Below are 24950 nucleotides of genomic sequence, written 5' to 3' on the forward strand. Positions count from 1 at the left end.
GCGCGCGGCGCGATGATCCGGGCGCAGCATCCTCGCTGAATTCGCCGGCCAGCCGCACCAAAAACCAACGGGCCGCACATCCTTGCGAATGTGCGGCCCGTTGTGTTTTCAAACCCTGGTTTTTAAACCCGGTTTTCAAGACCGGTTTTCAACCCCGGCCTTCAACCTCAGGCGTCGTTGCGCCTTTCTCGATCCTCTTGCCTTTGCTGCTCGCGGCTCAATCCCAGTGCTTGCGATGCTTGCGGTGGTGGCCGGTGCTGCGATAGCCGCGCTCGCCCTCGTCCGCGTAGGAGTTGCTGCGCGAGATGTTGCCGCCCAGTGCCGCGCCGGCACCACCGCCCAGTCCCGCACCGATCAGCCCGCCCGTGCGGCCGCCCATCGCGTTGCCTGCCGCCGTGCCCGCGCCGCCGCCCAGCGCACCGCCCACGATGGCGCCCGTACGTTCGCGCCGGTTCGACGTGACCGCAGCGCCTGCACCGCCGCCCACCGCACCGCCGATCACGGAGCCCGTGCTGCCGCCCAGCGCGCCGCCCACTGCGGCACCCGCCACCCCGCCGAGGCCCCCGCCGAGCGCATTGTTCAGGTCACCCGCCATAGCGGGCAGCGATACAGCGGCCGAAGCCGCGGTCAACACGGCGATTCCTGCGATTTTTTTGAGCATCTGGTTTAACCCCATTGTCTTCGTAATAACGCGGCGCAAGTGTAGCCACCCGTCAGAAAGGGTGGTGTAAGAAAATGTTAGTGGTGTTACGGCCTGAAGCGGCCCGATGAACGAGCCGGGAAGCCGGCCCGAAAGACGGCGAAAAAGCCGCCGAAGAATTGGAGGACGCGCGGACAGGGTGCGAATGACGTACCGCTCACGCAGCGGTGAAACGGCAGCAAAGCAGCCGCCCCACACAAGCCAGCACAGCGCCAGCCGAACCGATGCCGCCCGAGGCCCGGCGCCTTGGGCCCTGGGGTCCGGGGTCCGCTACCCGGCGCCCTCTAACGCCAACAACAGCGCCACCCGCCCGGAAAGGCGCGAACGCCCCTCGAACGCACCCCGCTCGGGTTTCTCAGTCGGCCTCGGCGCCCGCCCAGGCCAGTTCGCGCAGACGCGTGCGCAGACGCGCCACGGCCTGGCTGTGCAGCTGGCACACACGCGATTCGCTCACTTCCATCACCGCGCCGATTTCGCGCAGGTTCATGCCGCGCTCGTAGTAGAGCGACATCAAGAGCTTCTCGCGCTCAGGCAGCTTGTCGATGGCTTCCACCAGCGCCGCGCGCAGGCTTTCGTCGAGCAGCGCGGAAAGCGGATCCGAGTGATCGACGCAGTAGCGGTCGAGGAACGGCTCGTCGTCCGCGGACCGGTCGAAGTCTTCGTAGTAGATCAGCTGGCTGCCATGCAGGTCCTGCAGCATGGACTGATATTCGTCGAGCGGCATCTTGAGATGCCCGGCGATCTCCGTCTCGCTCGCCGAACGGCCCAGCTGCTGCTCCACCTGGTGCACCGCGCTCTCCACCTCGCGCGACGTGCGCCGCAGGCTGCGCGGCAGCCAGTCGTTGCTGCGCAGCTCGTCGAGCATGGCGCCGCGAATGCGCTGGCTCGCGTAGGTTTCGAACTGCGCGCCCTGATCTTCCTTGTAGCGGCTCGCCGCATCGAGCAGACCGATCATGCCGGCCTGGATCAGATCGTCCAGATCCACGCTCGCCGGCATCTTGGCCACGAGCTGCAAACCGAGACGTCTTACGAGCGGCGCGTACTTCGCCAGCACCTCGTCCTGCGAAATCTTTCCCTGAGCGTTATACATCGTGCTCTCCTGCCTGAAGTCCCCGAGTGGCGTCACGCATGCTGCGCCGACGGCCATTCGGCGGCCGGGTCGGCCTGCCACATGGATGGCGATGGGGCCGACGTTGTTACGGTCGGGCGCGTCATGGCCGCGCGCGACGACATGGCTGGCCGCATGGGCCAGTACTGCAGTTCTGCGGCGACATGCCGGTAGTCGCGCGCGGCGGCCGTGGACGGAAAAGCGTCCACGATGCAGCGTGCGAGCTCGACGGCCCGCGCCATGTGTGGGTCAGCCGCAATGCAGCCTGCGTTTTCGAGCGAGACGGTGAGGTAACGACCCGCCACGCCTGCGAGGTTCTCGAATGCCGTGTGGGCATCGGCCGCGCTTTGGACGTAATTGACGAGCACGCGGAACTGCGCGATTGCGTGCGCGAAATGAAGACGTTTCATGGCGGCGTAGGCATCGGTGATGGCCTGCGCCGAGACGCGCGTCACGACCATCACGTCGTGCGAGCGCATGGCGAGCCCGGAGAGCGCGCCGTTTCTGTCGAGCCCGGCGTCGATCAGCACGACGTCGGCGGGGCCGTTCAGCACGAGTCCGTACTGTTCGGCGCTATAGCCTTCCTGGCTGCCGCGCCAGGCCGAGAGCACGCCGAAGCCGAGCGGATGCCGGCTCACGGCCGCCGCGAGAGACACCTCGCCGCGCATCACGCCGGCGAGATTCCCCACGCGTTGCATGCCGCCAAGCGTGGCGCTCACCGACCGGTCGCCCAGGCACTCGTCGATGACGAGCACGTCTTTGCCCTGCTCGGCCAATGCCGCTGCAAGGTTCACTACTGTCGTGGTGCGTCCGACGCTCTCCGAGCCGCCGGTCACCGCGATCACTCGCGAGCCGCTGCGGGCGAGCAGCCGCCGCAGCCCCTCCGCCTGGTCGGCTACGAATTTATCCAAAGCGAACCTCGTGCAGGTCGGCATTCGAACGCGTGGACAGCGCCGAGAGCAGCGCCGGGATGTCGTCTTCGTGCGGCACGAAGGGCGAGTGCTCGCGCGGAATGCAGAACGCGCTGCGGATCAGGAAACGCTTCGTCGCCACATAGAGGTTCTCGGGCACCTTCTGGCCGGTCGACACGTAGTGAACCGGCAGCCGGTAGCGCAGCACGGTGTCCAGCGCGCCGCCCAGGTTGGTGGCCTCGTCGAGCTTGGTGAGAATGCAGCCCGCGAGCGGCGCCTTGTCCGGCGTGCTCTGGTAGGCCTGCACCACTTCGTTGAGCGTGTCGCCGTGGCTCGTTGCGGACATCAGCAAGAGACGCTGCACCGGCTGGCCGGCGCTGCACAGCATGGCGATCTGGTCGGTCACGGCGCGGTCGCGCTGGCTCATGCCGATCGTGTCGATCAGCACGATGTGCTTGTTCTTGAGTTCGGTGAGCGCGAGCTGCAGGTCGGCGCCGTCGCGCACCGCGTGCACCGACACGCCGAGAATGCGGCCGAAGATGCGCAGTTGCTCGTGGCCGCCAATGCGGTAGCTGTCCGTGGTGAGCAGCGCCACCTTGCTCGCGCCGAAGCGCATCACGCAGCGCGCGGCGAGCTTCGCCGTGGTCGTGGTCTTGCCGACGCCCGTGGGGCCCATCAGCGCGAACACGCCGCCGCGTTCCATGAGCGCGTCTTCGTTTTCGAGCACGGGCAGGTTCGATTCGAGCACCGACTGCGCCCATTCCAGCGCGCCTTCCGGGTCTTTGCCTTCGGGCAGGTTGTCCACCACCATCTTCACGAGCTGGGCCGAGAAGCCGGCGGCGAACAGCTGCTTGGTGAGCGCGCCGTGCGTGGGGCTGCGGCGTTGGCGCTCGCCCCAGAGGAGTCCGGCGAACTGCTCTTCCATCATGCCGCGCATGGAGGCCAGCTCGCTCATCACCGTTTCGTTCACCACCTGTTCGATGCGGGCCTTGATGGCTTCCGTGACGCTGGCCGAGGCGTTCGCGCCTGCGGCATCGGCGGCGGTCCTGGCGTTGCCCGAGGGCGTGGCCGATTGCGTCGGCGGCTGGCTGTTGCCCGGCAGATCGAAGGCCGGTGAGATGCGCTGCGTGGCGCGGCGCGCCGCCAGTTGAGCCGCTTCGCGCGCCCAGTCCGGCGTGCTGACGTTGAGCACGCCCTCGCCTTGCGGGCGGGGCTGGCCATGTTCGGCGTGCGGGTCGGCGGGCATGCCGAGTCCCTTGGCCATGGCGTCGGCGGGCGTCATACCTGCGGCTTTCGTGCTGTGACCCGCGCTGTGACCCGCGCCTTGACCTTCGCTGTCCTTGTCGGCAATGCGGCGTGCGTGGTCGATGAGCCAGGGGTTCGTTTCGGCCATGGTGCGCGGAGCGTGTGCCTTGTCCGAGTAGGACGGCACAGCCGATGCCGGCATGGTCACGCCTGCGGCCGGCGTCGCGAACCCCGCGGCGCGGCTCGCCGCCGGCACATGAGCGGCCGGATGAGCGGCCGGATGAGCGGGAGCGTGCGCCGGCGTGGGACGCGCAGCCGGACGAGCCGGTGCACCCGCCTGGATAGTCGCGGGTTCGGCGGCGAAGCGGTCCGCGCCGCCGCCGGTATCGGCCTGGCCTGCGGGCTGGGCCGCAGACTGAGCCATAAACGCGCCCGGGCGGTCCAGCGCGGCACCGCGCGTGGCGAGCGCGCCGCCTGCTTGCGCTTCGGGCTTGGCCACCGGTTGCGCGGCGGCGTTCATGTAGGGCGAAGCGTCGTCTTCGTCGTCCGACGCGGACAGGCGGTCCGCGCCCGCTTCCGGGCTTGCCCCGAACACCGACGAGAACACGTCCGGCATGCCGTTCGCGTAGGGGTTGCCGGCAACCGGCGCGGCGGCGCTGCGCGGCAAGCCGCGCGAAGCAGCACCCGCGTTGGCGCCTTCACCCGCGGCAGGCGCGATGGCCGCGAGTTCGCGGTCGGCTACGGCGACGATCTCGACGCTGCCGTCGTCGAGCGTGCGATTCGACAGCACCACTGCGTCAGGACCCAGCACTTCGCGCACTTGGCGCAGCGCGTCGCGGCTGGTGGCACCGATAAATTTGCGGATGTTCAAGCTGACCCCCGATGAGGTTGACGACCCTGACGTGGCGTTTCAATTGCGAGGCGCCAGCTTCGTTGCGCGGTGGCTCCGCAGGAACCTGGTGCGCGGCAAAGCCTTTGCCGATGGTGAAATTATTGAGGAGGTGAACGCCGGACTATCGATGGATCAGCGCGGGGAAAAGCAGGCAATTCGTTTGATCGGGTCGAAAGGGGGGCTGCGGGGAGGCGCTGAGGGGAGACTGCGGAGGTACTGCGGAAACACTGAGGGAGTACTGCGGAGGCACCGCGAAGGCACTGCGAGAGTACTGCGGACGTGCCCGCCGCAGCGCCGAACGGCACACCGGACAGGCCGGCGTCGCGCCAACCCAAGCCATGCCCGGCCCCGCCCCAGGCACAGCGAAGACGGCAAGCGCCGCAACCGGCGCCCGCCCCGTCAAGCCGTGCCGATCAGATTGACCACCTTGACGTGCCGCGTGTCCGGCACTTCGGCGTAGGAGAGCACCTTCAGCTGCGGCAGGCTGCGCCGCAGGAAGCGCGCGAGCATGGCGCGCAGCGAGTGCTGCACGAGCAGCACTGGCGCAAGCCCCAGGCTTTGCTGGCGCGTCATCGCCTTCTGGGTCTGTTCGAGCAGCGTATGGGCGAGCCCCGGTTCCAGGCCCGGGTTCGCCCCCGTGGTGAGCGCCTGGGACAGCACGCGCTCAAGATTGGCGTCCAGACCCATCACCTGCATGTCGCCGTTGCCGGGGAACCACTGCTGCGTAATGGCGCGGCCCAGCGCGAGGCGCACGATGGCCGTGAGGTCGTGCGGGTCGCTGATCTTCGGCGCGTGTTCGGCCAGCGCTTCGAGAATGGTGCGCATGTCGCGGATGGGCACCGCCTCGTCCAGCAGGTTTTGCAGCACCTTCTGCAGCGTCGTGACGGGCAGCGCCTTCGGCACGAGGTCGTCGACGAGCGAGGGCGTGTCCTTCTGCATGCGCTCGAGCAGCGCCTGCACTTCCTGGCGGCCCAGCAGTTCGGACGCGTGCGTCACCACGAGGTGGTTCAGGTGCGTGGCGACCACGGTGCTCGAATCCACCACCGTGTAGCCGTACACCTGCGCCTGCTCGCGCAGGTTGGTATCGATCCAGATGGCGGGCAGGCCGAAAGCCGGGTCCTGGGTGGGCGTGCCCGGCAGCGCGGCCGTGACCTGCCCCGGGTTGATAGCGAGCCATTGGCCCGGATACGCCTCGCCCGTGCCCACCTCCACGCCTTTGAGCGCGATGCGGTAAGCGTTGGGCCGCAGTTCGAGGTTGTCGCGAATATGAATCACAGGCGGCAGGAAGCCGATTTCCTGCGCGAACTTCTTGCGGATGCTCTTGATGCGCTTGAGCAGCTCACCGTCCGAATTCTTGTCGACGAGCGGAATCAGGCGGTAGCCCACTTCGAGGCCCAGCGTGTCGATGAGCGCCACGTCGTCCCAGCTGGCTTCGGTGTTCTCGGCCGGCGCGAGCGCAGCGGGCGCCACGTCCACGAGTGCCGCGGAGGTCTTCTTTTCCTCGCCGCGCTTCTTCATGACGCGGCCCAGCTGGATGGCGCCGCCGCCCAGCACCAGAAACGCGAAGTGCGGCATGCCCGGAATCAGGCCCATCAATACGAGAATCACGCCCGTAATCATCAGCACGCGCGGATTCGTGAAGAGCTGGCCGGTGAGCTGGGTGCCGATGTCCTCGTTGGTCGCCACGCGCGACACGATCACGCCCGCCGCCGTGGAGATCACGAGCGACGGAATCTGCGCCACGAGGCCGTCGCCGATGGTGAGCAGCGTGTAGTTCTTGCCCGCCGCGGCGAAGCTCATGTCGTGCTGCACGACGCCCACAATCAGCCCGCCGATGATGTTGATCACCATGATGAGCAGGCCGGCAATGGCGTCACCGCGCACGAACTTGCTGGCACCGTCCATGGAGCCGTAGAACTCGGCTTCCTGGGACACCTCGGAGCGGCGCTTTCTCGCCTGCTCTTCGTTGATGATGCCGGCGTTCAGGTCGGCGTCGATGGACATCTGCTTGCCGGGCATGGCGTCCAGCGTGAAGCGCGCCGCCACTTCGGCAATACGCCCCGCGCCCTTGGTGATCACCATGAAGTTGATGACCATCAGGATGATGAAGACGACGATACCGACGGCGAAGTTGCCGCCCACGAGGAAGTGGCCGAACGACTCGATCACCTTGCCCGCCGCGTCCGGGCCCGTGTGGCCTTCCAGCAGCACGACCCGCGTGGAGGCCACGTTCAGCGAGAGGCGCAGCAGCGTGGAGAACAGCAGCACGCTCGGGAAGGCGGCGAAGTCGAGCGGCTTCATCGTGTACATGGACACGAGCAGCACCATCACCGAAAGGGCGATGTTGAAGGTGAACAGCAGATCCAGCAGGAACGGCGGCAACGGCAGGATCATCATGCCGAGGATCATGCAGATCAGGATCGGCCCCGCCAGCGCGCGCAGGTTCGTGCCCTGAAGCACGTCGGGGCGTCGCGCGAGCAAACCAGTGCGGGCGTTCATGCAGAAGCTCCTTCGTTACCACGTTTGTTGCGGCCGCCGGACGGGGCGCCCGGTGAGCCTTCGCCGTCTCCTTCGCCCGAAAGCGTTTCGGCGGCTTCCTCGGCGGCGTCTTCGTCGGAGACACCACCCTTGTCGAGTTCGGGCGGCACGTCGAATTCGGTGGGCGCGACGGGCGCCTCGCCGCCTTCGGTCTTGAAGCGGCGCAGCTGATAAACCCACGCGAGCACCTCGGCCACCGCGCCATAAAGCGGGCCCGGAATCTCGCGGTTCAGATCCACGTTGTGATAGAGCGCACGCGCAAGCGGCGGCGCTTCGAGCAGCGGCACGTTGTTTTCCGTCGCGATTTCGCGGATGCGCGCCGCCACCAGGTTCACGCCCTTGGCGATCACCTTCGGCGCGCGCATCTCGCCGTCCGTGTACTGGAGCGCCACGGCGAAGTGCGTCGGGTTGGTCACCACCACGTCGGCCTTGGGCACCTCGCTCATCATGCGGCGGCGGGCCATGGCGCGCTGCTGCGAACGGATGCGCGCCTTCACGTGCGGGTCGCCCTCGCTTTCGCGGTGCTCGCGCTTCACCTCTTCCTTCGTCATGCGCAGCTTCTTGTGGTAGCTCCACATCTGGTACGGCACGTCGAGCGCCGCGACCACGAACATGCCGGCCACCGTCATCGCGCAGCAGACGGCCACCAGGTGCGTGGCGTTGGCGAATGCCGTCAAGAGCGGCTGGGTGGCGAGCGCGAGGATGTCGTCCTTATGGCGCCAGATCGCGACGCCGCCAATCAGCCCCACCACCGCCGTCTTCGCGAGCGACATGCCGAGCTGGATCGGTCCGTTGATCGAGAAGATGCGGCCGAGGCCCGCCACGGGGTCGAGCCGGCTGAAATTCGCGCCGATCGACTGGGTGGAAAAGAGCCAGCCGCCCAGCGCCATGGGCGCAAGCAGCGCAGCCAGGCCCGTCAGGCCGAGCACCGGCAGCAGCACCCAGGCGGCTTCGCGGACCACGCCGCCCGCGCCCACCAGCATGCGGCCGGTGTCGAAGGCGGTGGCGTGGTCGAAGGTGAGCGAGCTGCGCAGAATGGTCTGGAAATGCTGGCCGATAGGCCCGGACATCGCCCAGACGCCGAAGAACCCCGCCGAAAGCAGCGCGAACGTCGCGAGCTCGCGCGAACGCGCCACCTGCCCTTCCTCACGCGCCTTTTCGAGGCGCCTGGGAGTGGCTGATTCGGTTTTTTCGAGGTCGCTGTCCTCTGCCACAGGTTCTCCAGTCGATCGCGGCGCAATGCCCTTTTTCAGTGAGAGCGATTATTCCCGCGCCGCGCAATGGATGATCGACGGATAAAGACGGAGAAACGGGGGTATTTCGGCGGATGAGGCGGGGTGGGCGCGTGCGGTTGTTACGGCGGAGTGCCTTTGGCGGGGAGCCTGCGGTGGCGGGGGCGGCTGGGGCGGCTTTGGGCGGAGCGCTTTGGGCGGAGCGCTTTGGGCGGAGCGCTTTGGGCGGAGCGCTTTGGGCGGGGCGGCTTTGGACGGGGCGGCTTTGGACGGGGCGGCTTTGGACTGAGCGGCTTTGGACTGAGCGGCTTTTTGGACTGAGCGGCTTCGAGCGGAGCGGCTTCGGCCGCCCGCTCAAGCCGCCGCAGGCGGACGCTCAGGCGGCAAGCCCCTCCAGGCTGGCCGCCTGAGTGGCCGGGCCGCCTGCGCGGCGACCCGGCCAGCGGCCCGTTGGACTAGAAGGCCACGAACGGCGCCGAACCGCCCGAGCCTGTGCGGTCCATGCCCACGAAGACGTTGCGGCCGAAGTGGAACGGCAGACCGAGGTCGAGGGTACCTGCGCCGACACCAGTCCCCGCCAGGTCGTTGAAGGCGAAGTTGCTGCCGTTGCCGAACAGCGCGGAGGCGCTCGCCACGTTGAAGCTCACCGTGGCCTTCGCGCCGTTGGCGCCTAGCAGCGTGGCGTTGAGCGTCTGCGTTGACGGCGGGCAGTAGAAGCCCTGGAAGTTGCTGCCGCACTGCTGCAACGCGCTGTCCTCGAAGAAGAGCCCGTTGGAGCCCGAATCGAGGAACGCCGTCACCGTTGCGCCGTTGAACGTGCTGCCCACCAGGTCGCCCCACTGCGTGGTCTGGAACTGCTGCGAGGCCGTCATCGTGTTGTTGGCCGACGTGCCGATGCCGAACACGAGCGTGCCGCTCGCCGACGCCTGGCCCGAGTCCGAGATCTGCGGCAGTTCCAGAATCAAGCCGTTGTTGTCCGTGGCGAAGTGCGGCACGGGGTTGGCGACCTGCTGCGAGATCTGCACGGCGGTCGCGGTGCAGGTGGTCGAGGTCAAACCGCCTGGGCACGTGTAGTAATTGCTGCTCGCCGCCGAGCCGACGCAGGCCGCGCCGCAGTCCGCAGGCGCCACACCCACGCCGAGAATGCCGTTCGCGCCCAGATCCTGCGCCGTGTTGTTGCCCACGCCGAAGTTCTGGCACGCCTGCGGAACCGTGCCGCTGCCCATGTCGCCAATCACCTGGATCGGGATGTTGCCGGCCGCCTCGCCGCCCAGCTTGACGTCGGCGTTGCGAATGGAGCCCCAGGTGTAGCCGTCGGCGAAGTGCGGGCATTCGGCAAGCGGCTGGCCGCCCACGCTCGCCTGCTGCAACTGGGCGAGCATCGTGGAATTGAGCGCCGTGTTGACCACGCGAAGCCCGTAGGACGCGGTGTCGAGCTGCACGTGATCGATGGTCTGGCACGTCGATGTCCCCGGCACGCAGATCGTCACGCTCACGCTGGGAATGTTGACCACGCCGAAGAGCCCGCGGTCCACGGTGACGGGCACGGTGTTGGCCGCGCTCGGCGTGCCGCCTCCGCCCCCTCCACCACCGCCTCCGCCGCCCCCTCCGCAAGCCGCGACGATGCCTGCCGCCACGACGAACGTGGCCGCCTGCCCCCATTTGACGAACCGGGCCGCGACCTGCCCGGCGAATCCGCTGCGAAGTCCGATGCGCACGTTATGTCTCCCTGGCTCGATGGCCTGCTTGAATCTGCTTGAACCTGCTTGTGCCTCATTTTCACTGGATGTCGGACGTGCTCACGCCCGCGGGCAGCGCCTGCGGCAGCCATGCCTGTCCGGAGAAAGCGCCCATGTGGCCGCCCGAATGCACGACGAGGCCGCTCTGTTCCACCGCGGCCGGGCCGCGCACGGCGCCCGCCGCCCGGTTCGCCTTGAGGCCCGCTATGTACTGCGGGAAATACGTGCCGAGCAGCGCCGAGAGATCGGGCATCTGCTGGCCCTGCCATGCCACGCCGAACACGGTGCCGTCTTGCCCGACGTACTCGCGCACCACGGTGCCGCTGGCAAGCCTCGTCTCGCGCACGGTGTAGGAGGTGGAAGCGGCGGTGCCGCTGCTGGCCGCCATGCCCGCCGACGAAGCCTGCGTTGCCGCGCGTGCGACGGCGGAGGTAGAGGCGGCGCCCGCGCCGGGCGAGCGTGTCGTTACGCCCGTTACGGCGGCGCCCGCGGGCGTCGTCATGGGCGCCGCGCCCAGGCCCGCAAAGGCATTGGTGCTGGCGACGAGCCAGCCAAGCGTGAGCGACGTCGCTGCGACGCCGCGCGTGATTCGGTTCAGCGCGCTCATAGTCCTCCCGATGCACGGCCAGGGTGGCCGCTGTGATGAGGGGGCGCAACGCCGGCCAGACAGACGACGCTGTGCCGCGGCGGCCTCGGTCCCGCGCCGGGCGGCGGGCGATGCGCTGCGGCATGAGCGCCGCGCGGGGCCGGGCTTACGGCGTAGTATGCCTGCGCTTGCGACGGGCGGCCAAACGCACCGTCCGCGCTCAAGGCCGGGCAAGCGAAGCACGGGGCGTGCCGCACAGGCGGCCGCCCCGGCTTGCGGGAAGGAGGAACGGGAGAGAACGGAAGCCGGTCGGGAACCGGCCTGACCCGGCCGAAGGTCCGGCTACGAGGGGACGCGAAAGCGGACTAGAAGCCCAGGCTCGCGAGCAGGTCGTCCACTTGCGACTGGTCCTGCATGACGTCGGCCTTGCCTTCGGGATTGATCTGCGGGCCGTTGAGCAACCCTTCGGGGCTGCCGGTCGACGACTCGGCGGCGGCCAGCGCCGCCGCCGTGGCCGCGAACTGCTCCCGGCGCTCCGGTGCGATGTTCTCCACGAGCACGCCCAGCAATTGCTGCTCGATCACGTAGACCACGTCCATGATCTTCTTGATCACCTGGCCCGTCAGATCCTGAAAGTCCTGGGCGAGCATGATTTCGAGCAGCTGCTGGCTGGTCGCCGAAGTAGCGTCGGGCACCGTGGTGATGAACGCGCGCGTGTCGTCCACGAGCGTGCGCACCTCGTCGCGGCCGAGCGGCGCTTCGTACCACCGCGCCCAGCGCTCGTTGAGCGCGCCGGCGTCGCGCTCGAGGCGCTCCTGCAACGGCTTGGCGATTTCGATGGCGTTGAGCGCGCGCTCGGCGGCCTGCTCGGTCATCGCGACCACGTACTTGAGGCGGTCGCGGGCGTCCGGCACGGCTTCGGCGGCGCGTTCCACGTGCTTGTCGAGCCCGAGTTCTCGCATCGAGTCGCGCAGCGTGCGCGTCAATTGTCCGATGCGGGCAAGAATGCGGTCGGTCGCGAATTCTCCCGCGTCCTCCTGGCCGCCCTCGCGCGGCATGGCGGCTTGCGCACTGGTCGGCTGGTTCACGTCAGCTCCCGGCTTTCGCCATCTTTTCGAGGATCTTGTTGAGCTTCTCGTCGAGCGTAGCCGCCGTGAAGGGCTTCACCACGTAGCCGCTGGCGCCTGCCTGCGCTGCCGCGATGATGTTTTCCTTCTTCGACTCGGCGGTCACCATCAGCACCGGCAGGTGCGAGAGGCTCGCGTCGGCGCGGATCTCCTTGAGCATGGCGAGACCGTCCAGGTTCGGCATGTTCCAGTCCGAGATCACGAAGTCGTAGCCGCCGCCGCGCAGGCGCGAGAGCCCCGCCGCGCCGTCTTCCGCCTCGTCGACGTTGGCGTAGCCCAGTTCCTTCAACAGGTTGCGGACAATCCGGCGCATCGTCGGAAAGTCGTCCACCACCAGAATTTTCATTCCCTTATCCATCTTGGTTCCTCTGTGCAAATTGTGTGTGCGGCGTGCGCGCGCCCGTTCGCGTCGCAGCCGAACGGCATCATACGCGCTGCACGCGATCGCCCATCAACGCAAGGCGTGCCATCACGCGGCGGCTCATGTCGGCAAGCGGCGCGATTTCGTCGGCGGCGCCCATCGCAATAGCCTCGCGCGGCATGCCGAACACGACGCAGCTCGCTTCGTCCTGGGCGAGCGTGTAAGCACCCGCCTTGCGCATTTCGAGCAGCCCCGCCGCGCCGTCGCGGCCCATGCCGGTCAGGATCACGCCGATCGCGTTCTTGCCCGCATGCTGGGCCGCCGAGCGGAACAGCACGTCCACCGACGGACGGTGCCGGTTCACCGGCGGGTCGTCGGACAGATGGGCGATGTAGTTCGCGCCGCTACGCGCGAGCAGCAGGTGCGCGTGGCCCGGCGCGATATAAGCATGGCCCGGCAGCACGCGTTCGCCGTGCTCAGCCTCTTTAACGGTAATCCGGCACAAACCATTGAGCCGTTGCGCAAAAGATTTTGTGAAACCGGGCGGCATGTGCTGCGCGATCAGCACCGCGGGGGCGTCCGGCGGCAGCGGCACGAGCACTTCGCGAATGGCTTCGGTACCGCCCGTGGAGGCGCCCACGATGATGAGCTTTTCCGTACTCACGAGCGGATTGTTAATGAGCGGCGCCGCCGCGCCGGCACCTGCCGCCGCAGCCGCCGCCGCGACGTGCGCGGGCGCGGCCTGGCGAACCCGCGCGCGGGCTGCTGCGCGAATCTTGTCGGCGAGCTTCTCGGAATATTCGAGCATGCCGTCGCGAATGCCCACCTTCGGCTTGGTCACGAAGTCCACGGCGCCCAGTTCGAGCGCGCGCAGCGTGATTTCCGAGCCGCGCTCGGTCAGCGACGACACCATCACCACCGGCATGGGCCGCAGACGCATCAGCTTCTCGAGGAAGTCGAGACCGTCCATGCGCGGCATTTCCACGTCGAGCGTGAGCACGTCGGGGTTGTGCTGCTTGATGAGCTCGCGCGCGACGAGCGGATCCGGCGCCGTCGCCACCACCGTCATGTCCGGCTGGCTGTTGATGATTTCCGTCATCAGGCTGCGGATCAGCGCTGAGTCGTCCACACACAAAACCTTGATCTTTTGCACAGCTGTCACGCCTCCTCTACTGTCTTGGCGTTGTTGTCCTGGTTATTGGGGCGGGGGCGCGCACCGAACAGTTCGATGCGCGGCTTCGCGGCGCCGCCCGGGCGCGCAGGCGCACCGGCGGGGCCGGCTCGCGGCAGGTCGGGACGTGCGGCGCCCGTCTGCGCGCCGGCGAAGAGTTCCATGTGGGCGCGCGCTCTGGCGAGGCGCTCGGCGCGGGCTTCGGCGGTCTGCCGCGCGAGCGCCTGTTCGCGCTCGGCCACACTCGGGTCCTGCTGCAGGCGCAACTTCTTCACCATGACCTGGCCCGTGCGCGGCAGGAACGCCACCTTGCGCGGATGCTCGCCCTGCAGGTCTTCGGCCACGATGGGAATTTTTTCCAGCGCGAGGTAGCGGCGCACGAATTCGGAGTTGCGGTCGCCGATGTTGATGGTGGTCATGCCCGCCAGCACTGCGGCGCCGCCGAACACTTTCGCCTCGAAGCGCTCGCGCCGGCCGCCCGCCTTGATCATCTCGTTGATGAGCACTTCCATCGCGTACGCGCCGTAGCGCATGGAGTCCGACGCGGCGTGCCCGGCATCCGCGCCGTCGTCGGGCAGCATGAAATGGTTCATGCCGCCGATGCCCGCGGTGCGGTCGCGAATGCACGCCGCCACGCACGAGCCCAGCACCGTGACAAGCACCATGTCTTCGCTCGTCATGTAGAACTCGTTCGGCAGCAGCTTCACGCCGGGGCGCTGGAAGTGGTTGTCGTAGTAGAGGTTGGTGGCAACCGGCAAGGTCGTGCTCATGCGATCGCTCCGCTCGTTGCCGCGGTGCCGGCGCGCGCGCTGCTGCGCGCGTGGTCGGCGCTGTCGCGCGTGAGTTCGTAGACCGTCTGGCCGCGCAGGCGGAACGCCTGCGTGACGTAGGTGAAGTTCTCCGAGTGGCCGGCAAACAGCAGCCCGCCCGGCTTGACGAGCGGCTCGAAGCGCGAAAGCACCTGCGACTGCGTCGGCTTGTCGAAATAGATCATGACGTTGCGGCAGAAGATCGCGTCGAACTGCGTACGCAAGCCGTAGTCGGCATCCGTCAGATTGAGCTGTTCGAAGCGGATCATCGCGCGCAGCTCGGGCCGCACCTTCACGAGCCCCGCGTGCGCGCCGGTGCCCTTCAGGAAGAAGCGCTTCAGGCGCTCCTGCGAAAGATGCTTCACCTGGTCGAACGCGTAGACGCCGGCCTCGCCTTTGGCGAGCACCTGGGTGTCCAGGTCCGTGGCAAGGATGGTGGCGTGGCGCGCGGCCTGCTCGCCGAGCGCTTCCACGAGCGTCATCGCGATCGAATACGGCTCCTCGCCCGTGGACGCCGCCGAGCACCACACCGAAACGGGCTGCTGGCGGCGCTTCACGAAGTCCGCGAGGATCGGGAAGTGATGCGCCTCGCGGAAGAATGCCGTGAGGTTCGTGGTGAGCGCGTTCGTGAACGCTTCCCACTCGGCCGGATCGTTGGTGGCTTCCAGCCGGTCGAGATAGTCGCGAAACGTGTCGAGCCCGAGCGCCCGCAGACGCCGCGCGAGGCGGCTGTACGCCATGTCGCGCTTGTGGTCCGAGAGCGAAATGCCCGCACGGCGGTGAATCAGCTCGCGAATGCGTGCGAAATCCGCCGACGTGAACTCGAAGTCCCGACCGGGCTCGCCCATTTTCTGCCGGTCAGACAGATCGGGCTGTGCGGACTGTGGTGTGCGCCTTGCCATCATGATGTTTCGTGCCTGTCATGCAAGGCATTGCGCCTGTTCACGTTCGTGGGGACATGCCTTGCAGTTGCCTGCAACTACTTGTGAATTGCCTGCAACGCAGCATGCCTGCTAGAAAGTTTCCCAATCCGCATCCGAGGCGCTCGTCTCGCTTGCGCGCGACGCGGCGGCGGATGCACCTGTCTTCGGTCTCAAGAGCGGCTCGGCGCGAGGCGCCAGCGCCGCTTTGGCGGCCGGGGCGGCAGCTGCGCGGGTAGCGCGGGCCGGGGCGGCGCGGGTCGCGCTGCCGGCTGCGCTGCTCCGGGCTTCAGTCGCCGCCTCGGTTGCGGCCTCGGTTGCGGCCCCGGTTGCGATTTCGCCTGCCGCGGCTGCGCCATGCGCTTCGACCGCTGCGGGCTTGTCTGCTGCCTTATCTGCTGCCTTATCCACCGCCAATGCCGCCGCGCTACGTTTGCTCGTCGCCGTCGTCACAGCCTTTGCCTTCGTCGATACAGCCTTCGCCGAGGTCGCCAACGCGCCACTCGTGTTCGAACCCTTCGCCGACGTCACGGCCGCTGCCGGCCGCGCGCTGTACGACGCCTGCTGGCGCTGGCCGCCCGTCACGCGCCAGCCGCCCACTACGGTCTGAAGCTGGCGCGTCTGCTCTTCGAGCGATGCCGCCGCGGCTGCGGCCTGCTCCACAAGCGCCGCGTTCTGCTGCGTGACCGTATCCATCTGCACGACGGCGCGGTTCACCTGTTCGATTCCGCTCGACTGCTCTTCGGACGCGGCGCTGATCTCGCCCATGATGTCCGTCACGCGGCGCACGGCCTGCAGGATTTCGTCCATCGTGGTGCCCGCGCGGCCCACCAGTTCGGAGCCGCTGTCCACCTTCCCGGCCGCGTCGCTGATGAGTTCCTTGATTTCCTTGGCGGCACTCGCGCTGCGCTGCGCGAGGCTGCGCACTTCGCCCGCCACCACGGCGAAGCCGCGGCCCTGCTCGCCGGCGCGTGCGGCTTCCACCGCCGCGTTCAACGCGAGGATGTTGGTCTGGAACGCAATGCCTTCGATCACGCCGATGATGTCCACCACCTTGCTCGAACTCGTCGCGATGTCCTGCATGGTGTGAACCACCTGGCTCACCACTTCGCCGCCGCGCGTGGCGATGTCCGACGCGTTCACGGCAAGCTGGCTCGCCTGGCGCGCGTTCTCAGCGTTCTGCTTCACCGTGCCGGTGAGCTGTTCCATGCTGGAGGCCGTTTCCTGCAGCGAGGCCGCCTGCTGCTCGGTGCGCTGCGAGAGGTCCGTGTTGCCCATCGCGATTTCGCGCGCGCCGGTGTCGATGGATTCGGTGCTCGTATGCACGGACTTCACCATCGTCGTGAGGCTGTCCTGCATGCGGCGAATGCTGCCGAAGAGCCGGCCGATTTCGTTGTCGCTGCGCACTTCGACGGGCTGCGTGAGGTCGCCCGAGGCCATGCGCTCGAAGCAGTTCACGGCGTCGGCGAGCGGCTGCACGATGAGGCCGCGCAGCATCAGGCGAATCGCCACCACCATCACGAGCGCCACCGCGATTACCGCGCCGATCAGCGTCTGCATCAGGCTGATCTGCGATTGCGCACCCGCCTGCTGGTTCTCGGCGTGGTCCTGAAGCGCCTTCACGATCTGCGCGGCCGTGTTGTCGTAGGAGACGAACATCGGGCTGATCTTCGTGTCCGCAATGGCGTGGTACGCGTTGAGGTCGCTTGCGCGCAGCGCGGCGAGTTCGGCGTCCACGCCGTCGCGCAGCAGCGCCGTGCGCTTCGTGCCGAGTTCGTCGAGCGTTGCCTGTTCGATGCCGGCCTTCGGCGTATCGAGGAATGTCTTCCAGTTTTCGTTGGACTTGCCGTACAGCTCCTGGGCACGGTCCAGCACCTTCTTCGCTTCGTCCGTGTTGCCGCCCGCCGTCAGCGTGCTAACGCGGTCGATCGCCACGCGCGTGCGCAGCATCAATGAAGACGCATCGTTCAGCGCGCGAATGGCCACGAGGTCGCCGTGCGCGATCGTTTCGATGGAGCCGTTCGCGCGCGAAAGCGCGACGAGCCCCAGCGCGCCCACCACCAGGGTCAGCGCGACCAGAATGAGTCCGACCACCGTCAAGGTCGTGCGGATCGACCACTTCTGCAACATCGTCATACTCCTTGCCTGAGCTGCAGTTGCCCTGCCTGAAAACCGTGCGCGCACGTGCGCGTGTCCATACCCCGTTCATTCCATGTGGGCGTTGCGCCGCTTCTCATGAACTGCGTCCTGTCGGCTTGCACCCTTTTTCACTGCTTTTCCCCGGTCAGGCAACGAACGCCCGCCTGCTGCGAGCCCGCAGGCATCCGTCACCGCCGACTGCGCCCCCCGGCGTAACTTTTAATGCACCCGGCTTATACGCCCAGCGCTTCGATGAGCGCCATTTCGCGGCTCGTCATCAGCTTTTCGATGTCCATCAGAATCAGCATGCGGCCGTCCACGGTGCCAAGGCCCGTGAGGTACTCGGTGGTGAGCGTCGCGCCGAATTCCGGCGCCGGCATGATCTGGTCGGTCTGGAGCGTGAGCACGTCGGAGACGCCGTCCACCACCATGCCCACCACGCGATGCGCGACGTTCAGGATGATCACCACGGTCTGGTGGTCGTACTCGACGCGGCCCAGGTGGAACTTGATGCGCATGTCCACGATCGGCACGATGATGCCGCGCAGGTTGATCACGCCCTTGATGAAGTCGGGCGCGTTCGCGATGCGCGTCACGCTTTCGTAGCCGCGAATTTCCTGCACCTTCAGGATGTCGATGCCGTACTCTTCCGCGCCCAGCGTGAAGACGAGGAATTCCTGACCGCCCGCCTCGGCCTGCTGCGCGTCGCGGCGATGCGCGAGGGCGCCGCCGCCCGCGCCGCTGTTCTGGATGGATTGGACTTCTGCCACGTTAGCCCCCAAACGGTTGGGAAAAGGTTCAGTTAATAGGTCTGCTTATGCGAGCGCCGCGAGCGAACCGTGCGCGGCGCGCGTCTCGCGGTTCAATGCCGCCACGTCCACGATCAGGGCGACACTGCCGTCGCCCAGAATGGTCGCGGCGGAAATGCCGTGCACCTTGCGGTAGTTCGTTTCGAGGTTCTTCACCACCACCTGCTGCTGGCCGACCAGTTCGTCGATCAGCATCGCGAAGCGCCGGCCTTCCGTCTCCAGAATGGTGACGATGCCCTGCGTCGGATCCGTACGCGCGCCTTCCACCGAGAACACTTCGTGCAGCGCCACGAGCGGCAGGTACTCGCCGCGCACGCGCACCACGCGCTCGCCGTTGGCGACCGTGTAGATGTCTTCGTTGCGCGGCTGGAGCGACTCCATCACGAAGTTGAGCGGCAGGATGAAGATCTCGTTGCCCACCTTCACCGACATGCCGTCGAGAATGGCGAGCGTGAGCGGCAGCACGATGCGTGTGGTCGTGCCCTTGCCCGCGTGCGACGTGATCTCGACGTGGCCGCCCATGGCCTGGATGTTTCGCTTCACGACGTCCATGCCCACGCCGCGGCCCGAGACATCGGTGACCTGCTCGGCGGTGGAGAAGCCCGGCATGAAGATGAGTTGCCAGACTTCGTCGTCGCTCATCGTGTCGGAGACGGGCAGGCCTTGCTTGACCGCCTTCGCGAGAATCTTGTCGCGGCGCAGGCCGGCGCCGTCGTCGCTCACCTCGATCACGATGTTGCCGCCGTGGTGCGCGGCGGAGAGCACGAGCTGGCCCGTGCCGTCCTTGCCCGCGGCGCGGCGCGCTTCCACCGTTTCGATGCCGTGGTCGAGGCTGTTGCGCACGAGGTGCGTGAGCGGGTCGATGATGCGCTCGATCAGGCTCTTGTCGAGTTCCGTGGCCTGACCGAACGTGACCAGTTCCACTTCCTTGCCGAGCTTCGACGCGAGGTCGCGCACGAGACGCGGGAAGCGGCTGAACACGTAGTCCATCGGCATCATGCGGATGGACATCACCGCTTCCTGCAGGTCGCGCGCATTGCGTTCGAGCTGCGCCATGCCGTTGAAGAGCCGGTCGTGCAGCGCCGGGTCGAACGTGCTGGTGGTTTCGGCCAGCATGGCCTGCGTAATGACGAGTTCGCCGACGAGGTTGATGAGCTGGTCGACCTTTTCGACGCCCACGCGGATGGAGCTGCCTTCGCTGCCCGCAGCGGCGGCGGCGGGGCGCGCCTTGCGGTCGTTGTCGGCAGGTGCGGCGGCTGCGGCAGACGCGGCGGAGCCGCAGCCGGCGGGGCTCGCCGGCGCGCTCGCTGCGGCATCGGTTTGATTCGAAGAAGTGGCGGGCGGCGGCGCAACGGGTTGCGTGGCGGCCGCCGCCGGCAACGCCGGTTCATGAGCGGCAGCGGCAGGCGTTCCAGGTTCGCCCTGCTGTTCGCCCTGTCCCGGCGCGGAGCCGCGGCCAATCGAGATCTGACTTTCGTCGATCACGAAACAGCACACGGCAACGATGTCGTCGGACGGTACGTCGGTGTCGACCCACAGTGTGAGGTCGTTTCCTTCTTTTACCTGTCCGGCAATGTGACCGAGGTTGCCCAGTTCTTCGACGAGCAGTTCCTGGTCCTTTTCCCCTACGCCCCGTAGCGTAATTTTCAGGTGGGGTCCTTCTGCCGCGCCGGCGCCGGCGGCTGCGCCTGCGCTCGACGGTGCGGCTTGAATGGCTTCATCGACAACGTGGTCGGGCACGCCGTTGGCCGCCCCCGGTCCGCTCGCGGCCGGTTCGGCCGCCGCGGCTTGCGGTGCGGGTGCGGGCGCTGCCGGCGCAGGTGCCGGTGTCGGTGCCGCTGCGGCAGGCTGCGCCGCTTCGGGCGCGGGCGTGCCGCGGCTTTCGGCGTAGAGCCGCTCCAGCTTCGCGCGCACGGCGGCTGCCGCGGCGGCGTCCGGTTCGGCGCTCGCGCGGTAGTCGGCGAGCTGGCCCGAGAGCACGTCCTTCGTTTCGAGGAACGTGTCGATCATGTCCTTGCGCAGCACGAGTTCGTTGTTGCGTGCGCGGTCCAGCAGCGATTCGAGAATGTGCGTGGTTTCGGTGAGCGCCGTGAAACCGAACGTGGCCGCACCGCCCTTGATGGAGTGCGCCGCGCGGAAAATCGCTGCGAGGTCTTCGGGGTCGGGCCGGCCGATGTCCAGATTGAGCAACAGCTGCTCCATCTGCGCGAGCAGTTCGTCCGCTTCGTCGAAGAACGTCTGATAGAACTGTGTGATGTCGAGTGTCATGCCTGGGTCACCGCGAAATATCTGGTCTGTGCTTCGTATGCCGTCTGTTGCCGTCTGTTGCTGTCTTTTGGCCGGCCCCAACCCTTCCTGGCCGGGCCGTTCGCGTCAGGACGCTTCCTGCTCCGACAGCGACGCGACGAGGTCCGTGAGCAGGTCCGGGTCCACGGGCTTTTCGATCCAGCCCGTCGCGCCCGCCGCGCGCGCCGCGTCTTTGAACGGCTCGCTGTCTTCGGTCGTCAGCAGCAGGATCGGCGTGGTCTGATACGCCGGATTCCTGCGTAGCCGCCCGATCAGGTCGAGACCGCTCACGCGCGGCATGTGCTGGTCCGTGAGCACAAGGTCAAACTGGACCGCCAGCGCGTTTTCGAGCCCTTCTTCACCATCCGACGCCACCGTGACCTCATAGCCGGCCGCCGTCAGCGTGGCGGAGATGATTTGCCGCATCGCGGCCGAATCGTCGATCGCCAGAATGTTCCTGATCATGAAGTCCTCACTGCCCTGCCTGTTCGTGTTGCTGCGCTTGTTCCTGCTTGTTCCTGCTTGTTCCTGCTGCTGCGTCCGTTACTGCTGCGCCGGCTGCTGCCCCTGTATCAGCGGCGGCTGCGGCCGCGCCTGCACCGGTGCCGGCGCCGCGTCCGGCGCGATCTTCGGAATCAGCTGCCGGCCTGAGCCCGCAGCGTCGTCCGAGAGCGTCGTCGTGGTCGTGTCGTCGCGCATCAGCGCCTCTTCCGACTTCTTGTTGAGCACGATGATGCTGATACGGCGGTTTTCCGGCGCGAGCGGATCGTCCTTCACCAGGTTCTGCGTGGAGGCGAGGCCGAGCACGCGCAGCACCTTCGATTCGTCCATGCCGCCTGCAATCAGCTCGCGGCGCGACGCATTCGCGCGGTCCGCCGAAAGCTCCCAGTTGCTGTAGCCCTTCTCGCCGCCCGCGTACGGCACGGCGTCGGTGTGGCCCTGCACGACGAGGCGGTTCGGCACGTCGTTCAAGGTCTTGCCGATTTCGCGCAGGATGTCGCGCATGTACGGCTCGACCTCGTCGCTCGCGGTCGCGAACATCGGCCGCTTCTGGGTATCCACGATCTCGATGCGCAGGCCCGTGAGCGTCGAGTCGATGCGAATCTGCTGCTTGAACTGGCGCAGCACCGGGTTCGCCTCGATGGCGGCCATCAGCTTCACCTGCAGGTCATGCAGACGAGCCTGCTCGCGGCGCTCCAGCTCGCCTTGCAGCTGCTTCATGGTCTGGTCTTCGGCGTGCGGCTGGCTATGCTGCGCGCGCGACGTCGAGCCGTCGCTCATGCGCGTAATGCCTTGCTGGTCCGTCGAGATGTCGCGGCCGCCGCCGCGCAGGATGCTCGAGTCCTCCGCGCTGCGGTCACCGCCCCAGAGCGTGATCTTGAGCGGCTGGTTGAAATACTCGGCAATGCCCTTCAGCTGCGTGGTGGACGCCGAACTCAGCAGCCACATCAGCAGGAAGAACGCCATCATCGCGGTCATGAAGTCCGCGTAGGCGAGCTTCCACGCGCCGCCGTGATGCCCCTTCTTCGCGGGGGCAGCACGCTTGACGACGATGGCGCGGTCCTTGTCCTTGCTCATTGGATGCTCCGGCGCGCCCTGGTTACTTCGCCTTCACGCGACGCACGTGCTCTTCGAGCTCGGCGAACGAGGGACGCTCGGTGGAGAAAAGCACCTTGCGGCCGAACTCCACGGCAATGGCCGGGGCGTAGCCGTTCAGGCTCGCGAGAATCGTCACCTTGATGCACTGGAACATCTTCGTAGACTCGGTCACGCGCTGCTCCGCGAGGCTCGCGAGCGGGCCGATCAGACCGTACGAAAGCAGAATGCCGAGGAACGTACCGACAAGCGCCTGCGCGATCATCTCGCCCAGCACCGCAGGCGGCTTGTCGGCGGAGGCCATGGTGTGCACCACGCCCATCACCGCGGCCACGATGCCGAACGCGGGCATGGCGTCGCCCACCTTCGCGAGCGCATGCGCGGGCGCCTCGCCTTCGGAGTGATGCGTTTCGATCTCCTCGTCCATGAGGCTTTCGATCTCGAAAGCGTTCATGTTGCCGCCCACCATGAGGCGCAGGTAATCGGTCAGGAATTCCACGATGTGGCGGTCGGCCAGGATCTTCGGGTATTGCGTGAAGATCGGGCTCTTGTCCGGATCGTCGATGTCGGCTTCGAGCGTGAGCGTGCCTTCCTTGCGCGCCTTGGCGAGCAGGACGTAAAGCAGGCCCATCAGCTCCATGTACACGTCTTTGTTGTATTTCGACCCTTTGAAAAGGGTCGGAATAACGCGTGCCGTTGCCTTGATGGTCTTGATGCCGTTGCCGAGGATGAACGCGCCGAAACCGGCGCCCGCGATCATCAGTACTTCGACCGGCTGCACCAGCGCGGCCAGATGACCGCCCTCCAGCGCGTAGCCGCCGAAGACGGACAACAGCGTTACGAGTGTTCCCACGAAAATCAGCACTGCCGAGCCCTCACAAGAATCGACCGAGGCCGTCGTTGGCCGCGTCGTTTACCCGGTTTACGGCAGTGCAGCGGAAAACTTTGGTGGAAAAGGGGACCGTCGCGCCGGTGTAAACCCAGAGGCGGCGGCGGCTTCCGGGCGGTCCGGGCGCACCGCCAGTCAAGGCTGACCTGCCGACGCACTTGACCGGTGCATCGGCCCGCCCGTCGGGGGCGACAGGCGGTATCTGCTTTACGGCTTCACTGGGCGCGAACTTGAGGCGCCGTGGCGCGAAAGCCTTACCGGCGTAAGGACTGGTGGGCTTTGGCTCAGGAGGCGAGCAGCGGGGTTTCGGCCGCCATGGCCGGCTTTTTCGTCTTGCCCGCGCGTGAAGGCGGCTGGCACAGGCCGCAGACGAAGCCCTGCTGGGGATCGTGCGCATGCGCGACGAAATGCCCGCCGCAGCGCACGCAACCGGTTGTCTGGAGCATGCCCGAGTCGAAGAAGCGCACGAGTGTCCACGCCCGCGTGAGGCTCAGCACCGGCTCTTCGCCCTGTAACTGCACGTGTTCGAGGTAGAGCCGGTAGCTCTTCACGATGGACTGGATGGTCTCGCAGCCGCCGTGGTCGATCATGAACCGGTAGATGTTGTAGAACAGCGACGAGTGGATGTTGGGCTGCCAGGTCATGAACCAGTCCGTCGAGAACGGCAGCATGCCCTTGGGGGGCGAAACGCCCTTCAGCTCCTTGTAGAGCTTGATGAGCCGGTCGCGCGACAGCCCTGTCTCGGCTTCGAGCAACTGAAGGCGTGCGCCCAGCTCGATCAGCTCGATCGCGAGCGTGATCTCGCGAACCTCGAGTACCACACTCTTATAGGCCATGCGCCTCGTGTCCCGTATGCGGGTGGTGCGCGCGTGGAGCGCGCATCAACCGATCTGCTCGACCGGCTGGCCCGCCATCAGAATGGCGGAATGCGTTTGCGCGTGCGCAAGCGTTTTGCCCTTGTCGGCGAGCGAGGAAAGAATGGCGTGGTCGTCGAAGCGGAAGCGGCACAGCATCTGGTTCGAGGCCGCCAGCCGCACCGTCTGCGCGAGCGAGAGGTTGGCCAGAACGTCGGCGAGCTGCTCGGAGATGCCCATGCGGAACATGCCCATCGGTTTGTCCTCGCGCAACAGGCGCTGGGCGAGCAACAGGTACGACAGATTCACTTCCTTGATCTCAGTGAGCATGTCACTGGTCGTGGTGGCGCTCATGGTTCCCCCGAAATCGAAGCTGGCTGGTCAGGCCTCTAGCGGAAACGTTTGCTCGCCCGCTTCTGCGCAATACAGAGCGAACGGCCCGTTTATGGTCGTGGGAGCATTGTGGCCAAAGGGAAATGGATCGGAAATCGGACAGACGCCCCGGCGCTTTGCCGGAAAACTCCATAAATGCTGTCAGATTTTTTCCTACACGCGGGCTGGAAGGTAATGCCAGGAAAGGATTGGGGAGTCAGGCGAAGATAAAGCAGATGCAAAAGGCATTTTTGGCCGAATTTGCGTTGGAATTTCGGCGCGCGGCGCACGAATTATAGAGATTTTTCATGGGCCGGACATCCGTCTGTTGTAACAGCGGCCGGCCAGGACGCGAGCGCTCCGGCGCCTTGTCGGGTGCCCCTTCGTGCCTTGTTGTGCGTGCGTTTGCCGACGTCGCGCGGGGTCGGCCGGGGCGCCATTTCGCGCTGTAACAACATTAAGCGAATGCAAAATACCTCGAATTGGGCGGCTCAATCCCGATAATGAGCCTTAAGGGATAACCCGACATTGCATCGGACACGGGCTGGCCTGCGCCAGCAACCGCGGCAAGCTTTTTGCTCCGTGTCGCCTGCGTTGTATCCCCTTTTATCCGGTTGCTTTGCCGTGCGAACGCACACTGTCGCGGCACAATCGCCCTCTCAAGGA

At 66.8% G+C, this 24950-nt stretch carries 21 protein-coding genes; all 21 read right to left on the reverse strand.

Features of this window, described 5'->3' with window-relative positions; translation table 11 throughout:
- Positions 1–217: 217 nt before the first annotated feature.
- A complete protein-coding gene (locus tag PXJ20_RS01695; RefSeq protein WP_126878133.1) occupies positions 218–661 on the reverse strand; it encodes a hypothetical protein in 444 nt (147 codons plus the stop codon).
- Positions 662–1055: 394 nt separating this feature from the next.
- Entirely contained in the window at positions 1056–1790 is a 735-nt protein-coding gene (locus PXJ20_RS01700) for an RNA polymerase sigma factor FliA (protein WP_017772143.1), read from the reverse strand.
- A gap of 32 nt (positions 1791–1822) precedes the next feature.
- The gene (locus PXJ20_RS01705) at positions 1823–2719 is read right to left on the reverse strand and encodes an AAA family ATPase (protein WP_017772144.1); all 897 of its coding nucleotides are present in this window, start codon (positions 2717–2719) and stop codon (positions 1823–1825) included.
- Entirely contained in the window at positions 2712–4835 is a 2124-nt protein-coding gene (gene flhF, locus PXJ20_RS01710; protein WP_421030018.1) for a flagellar biosynthesis protein FlhF, read from the reverse strand. The genes PXJ20_RS01705 and flhF overlap by 8 nt, the downstream gene beginning before the upstream one ends.
- A gap of 420 nt (positions 4836–5255) precedes the next feature.
- A complete protein-coding gene (gene flhA, locus PXJ20_RS01715) occupies positions 5256–7355 on the reverse strand; it encodes a flagellar biosynthesis protein FlhA (protein WP_017772146.1) in 2100 nt (699 codons plus the stop codon).
- Positions 7352–8608, reverse strand: coding sequence for a flagellar biosynthesis protein FlhB (flhB, locus tag PXJ20_RS01720; RefSeq protein ID WP_277597021.1), 1257 nt, complete (start codon positions 8606–8608; stop codon positions 7352–7354). Before flhB ends, flhA begins: the two co-directional genes overlap by 4 nt.
- 473 nt (positions 8609–9081) lie before the next feature.
- Positions 9082–10344: a DUF3443 domain-containing protein gene (locus PXJ20_RS01725; RefSeq protein WP_421030019.1), complete on the reverse strand. Its 1263-nt coding sequence runs from the start codon at positions 10342–10344 to the stop codon at positions 9082–9084.
- Positions 10345–10405: 61 nt separating this feature from the next.
- Positions 10406–10972, reverse strand: coding sequence for a DUF2844 domain-containing protein (locus PXJ20_RS01730; RefSeq protein WP_421030020.1), 567 nt, complete (start codon positions 10970–10972; stop codon positions 10406–10408).
- A 344-nt stretch (positions 10973–11316) separates the two neighbouring features.
- The gene (gene cheZ / locus PXJ20_RS01735; RefSeq protein ID WP_026120913.1) at positions 11317–12009 is read right to left on the reverse strand and encodes a protein phosphatase CheZ; all 693 of its coding nucleotides are present in this window, start codon (positions 12007–12009) and stop codon (positions 11317–11319) included.
- Positions 12010–12040: 31 nt separating this feature from the next.
- Positions 12041–12436: a chemotaxis response regulator CheY gene (gene cheY, locus PXJ20_RS01740; protein WP_026120914.1), complete on the reverse strand. Its 396-nt coding sequence runs from the start codon at positions 12434–12436 to the stop codon at positions 12041–12043.
- Between the two features lie 67 nt (positions 12437–12503).
- Positions 12504–13592 (reverse strand): protein-glutamate methylesterase/protein-glutamine glutaminase, encoded by a 1089-nt coding sequence (locus PXJ20_RS01745; RefSeq protein WP_017772152.1) that lies wholly within the window; start codon positions 13590–13592, stop codon positions 12504–12506.
- A 5-nt stretch (positions 13593–13597) separates the two neighbouring features.
- Positions 13598–14380: a chemoreceptor glutamine deamidase CheD gene (gene cheD / locus PXJ20_RS01750; protein ID WP_017772153.1), complete on the reverse strand. Its 783-nt coding sequence runs from the start codon at positions 14378–14380 to the stop codon at positions 13598–13600.
- Entirely contained in the window at positions 14377–15324 is a 948-nt protein-coding gene (locus PXJ20_RS01755; protein ID WP_026120915.1) for a CheR family methyltransferase, read from the reverse strand. Before PXJ20_RS01755 ends, cheD begins: the two co-directional genes overlap by 4 nt.
- A gap of 108 nt (positions 15325–15432) precedes the next feature.
- Positions 15433–17469: a methyl-accepting chemotaxis protein gene (locus tag PXJ20_RS01760; RefSeq protein WP_421030021.1), complete on the reverse strand. Its 2037-nt coding sequence runs from the start codon at positions 17467–17469 to the stop codon at positions 15433–15435.
- Positions 17470–17711: 242 nt separating this feature from the next.
- Positions 17712–18248, reverse strand: coding sequence for a chemotaxis protein CheW (locus tag PXJ20_RS01765; RefSeq protein ID WP_017772156.1), 537 nt, complete (start codon positions 18246–18248; stop codon positions 17712–17714).
- A 45-nt stretch (positions 18249–18293) separates the two neighbouring features.
- The gene (cheA, locus tag PXJ20_RS01770) at positions 18294–20555 is read right to left on the reverse strand and encodes a chemotaxis protein CheA (protein WP_421057405.1); all 2262 of its coding nucleotides are present in this window, start codon (positions 20553–20555) and stop codon (positions 18294–18296) included.
- A gap of 105 nt (positions 20556–20660) precedes the next feature.
- Positions 20661–21038 carry a response regulator gene (locus tag PXJ20_RS01775; protein ID WP_017772158.1) on the reverse strand — a complete coding sequence of 126 codons (378 nt, stop codon included), beginning with the start codon at positions 21036–21038 and terminating at the stop codon, positions 20661–20663.
- A 78-nt stretch (positions 21039–21116) separates the two neighbouring features.
- Positions 21117–22151: a flagellar motor protein MotB gene (motB, locus tag PXJ20_RS01780; RefSeq protein ID WP_017772159.1), complete on the reverse strand. Its 1035-nt coding sequence runs from the start codon at positions 22149–22151 to the stop codon at positions 21117–21119.
- Between the two features lie 22 nt (positions 22152–22173).
- Positions 22174–23034, reverse strand: a complete 861-nt coding sequence (gene motA / locus PXJ20_RS01785) for a flagellar motor stator protein MotA (RefSeq protein WP_017772160.1) — start codon at positions 23032–23034, stop codon at positions 22174–22176.
- A 308-nt stretch (positions 23035–23342) separates the two neighbouring features.
- Positions 23343–23894 (reverse strand): flagellar transcriptional regulator FlhC, encoded by a 552-nt coding sequence (gene flhC / locus PXJ20_RS01790; protein ID WP_017772161.1) that lies wholly within the window; start codon positions 23892–23894, stop codon positions 23343–23345.
- 45 nt (positions 23895–23939) lie between these two features.
- On the reverse strand, positions 23940–24266 hold the full coding sequence (gene flhD, locus PXJ20_RS01795) for a flagellar transcriptional regulator FlhD (protein WP_026120916.1): 327 nt from the start codon (positions 24264–24266) through the stop codon (positions 23940–23942).
- Positions 24267–24950: the final 684 nt, after the last annotated feature.

It is taken from the genome of Paraburkholderia sp. A1RI_3L, assembly GCF_048957895.1.
GTDB lineage: Bacteria > Pseudomonadota > Gammaproteobacteria > Burkholderiales > Burkholderiaceae > Paraburkholderia > Paraburkholderia kururiensis.